The sequence below is a fragment of the Protofrankia sp. Cas4 genome (genome assembly GCF_963555915.1).
In the GTDB taxonomy this organism is placed as follows: Bacteria; Actinomycetota; Actinomycetes; order Frankiales; family Frankiaceae; genus Protofrankia.
This window is the reverse complement of sequence record NZ_CAUVXL010000082.1, coordinates 11,618-13,342: the sequence shown is the minus strand read 5'-3', so window position 1 is coordinate 13,342 and position 1,725 is coordinate 11,618. Positions and strand designations below refer to the sequence as shown.

General features: G+C 65.9%; 2 protein-coding genes. Both read right to left on the bottom strand.

Annotation, left to right across the window (positions count from 1 at the left end; genetic code table 11):
- Nucleotides 1-217 (bottom strand): cytochrome d ubiquinol oxidase subunit II (locus U9979_RS07830; RefSeq protein WP_322778833.1); only part of this gene is annotated, 217 nt, incomplete at its 3' end.
- 85 nt (nt 218-302) lie between these two features.
- Nucleotides 303-1,709, bottom strand: coding sequence for a cytochrome ubiquinol oxidase subunit I (locus U9979_RS07825; RefSeq protein ID WP_322768238.1), 1,407 nt, complete (start codon nt 1,707-1,709; stop codon nt 303-305).
- Nucleotides 1,710-1,725 lie beyond the last annotated feature (16 nt).

Here is a 1,725-nt window from a genome sequence, read left to right as displayed (position 1 = left end):
CCGGGAATGCGGCGAACATCGCCCCACCCGCGGTGAGCAGCCAGACCTCGTTGGCGTCCCACACCGGGCCGATGGTGCCGAGCACCGCCCGTCGGTCGGTCTCGTCGCTCCCGCCGACTACCGGCAGCAACGCGGCCACGCCGAAGTCGAAGCCTTCCAGGACGAAGAAGCCGACCCACAGGACGGCAACCAGTACGAACCAGAACTCCTCAAGCATCGCCCTACTCCTACCCGGCCGCCGGGCACGCGATCATCGCTTGTCTCGCGTGCCCGGCGGCTCTACGGTCAGCGGTCCTGGGATGTCAGTAGGCGAGCGACGGCAATGCCTCGCCAGGCCGGGATCGGCCGCCAATGGTCACGTTCGGGTTCAGGGCTGGTATCTCGTGCCGCCCGTGGCGCAGGAACAACTGCAGCGCGACGGCTGCCAACGCTCCGTAGATGACCGTGAAGCCGGCCAGAGTCGCGATCACCGCTGTCGTGGAGACCCCGGGCGACACGGCGTCGGATGTGCGCAACAGGCCGAACACGACCCACGGCTGGCGGCCCATCTCGGTGAAGATCCAGCCGGCGGTGTTCGCCAGATACGGCAGGGCCGAGGCCCACACGAATGCGAGCAGGAGATAGCGTCCGCCGGGCAGGTGGCCGCCGCGCATCCGCAGCAGCCCGAGCAGGGCAAGGCTGAAGTAGGCCGCACCGAGCCCCATCATGGCGCGGAAGTTCCAGAAGGTGACGCCCATCACCGGGGTGTAGTCACCCGGGCCGTACCTCGCGACCTCGGCGGCCTGCAGGTCGTTGACGCCCCGGACCGTCCCGGAGAACGTGTTGGTGGCCATGAAGGACAGCAGGTACGGCACCTTAATGTCGATCTTGTTCTCACCGTGCGAGACGTCACCGTAGGCGAACAGCGAAAGCCCCGCCCCGCGTTCGGTGTCCCACAGCGCCTCGGCGGAGGCCATCTTCATCGGCTGCTGGCGGGTCATGACCTGCCCCTGGAAGTGCCCAGAGATCATTACCCCGACCGACGCGACGGCGCAGACGACCAGGCCCAGGTGCACAGCCCGCCGGTGCAGCTCCACCTGGTGGCCCCGCCGCAGGTGCCAGCAGGACAGCCCGACCACCACGGCCCCGCCGGTCAGCAGCGAAGCCGCCAGCACGTGCGGGAAGGTGACCAGCTGCGTCGGATTCGTGAGCACCGCCCAGATCGAGGTGAGCTGCGCGTGCCCGGTGTCGGGGTTGATTCGGTAACCGACCGGATGCTGCATCCACGAGTTTGCCGCCAGGATGAAATAGGCGCTGATCACCGTTCCCAGCGACGCCAGCCAGATGGTGGCGAGGTGGACGTTCTTGGAGAGCCGGTCCCACCCGAAGATCCACAAACCGAGGAAAGTGGACTCCAGGAAGAACGCGATCAACGCCTCCATGGCCAACGGCGCGCCGAAGACGTCGCCGACAAAGCGCGAGTAGTCCGACCAGTTCATTCCGAACTGGAACTCCTGGACTATTCCCGTGACCACCCCCATCGCAAAATTGATGAGCATCAGCTTTCCCCAGAAGCGGGTCAGGCGGAGCCATTCAATGTGGCCGGTCCGGTTCCACGCCGTCTGCATGACCGCGACCAGCAGCGACAGTCCGATTGTCAACGGGACGAACAGAAAATGGTAGACCGTGGTGATGGCGAACTGCCAGCGGGCTATCGTGTCGTGACTCATCTGCCTTCCCTTTCAT

Bases quoted from the DNA above. Each gene is read 5' to 3' on its own strand.
- U9979_RS07825 (WP_322768238.1), bottom strand. From the start codon at position 1,709: ATGAGTCACGACACGATAGCCCGCTGGCAGTTCGCCATCACCACGGTC.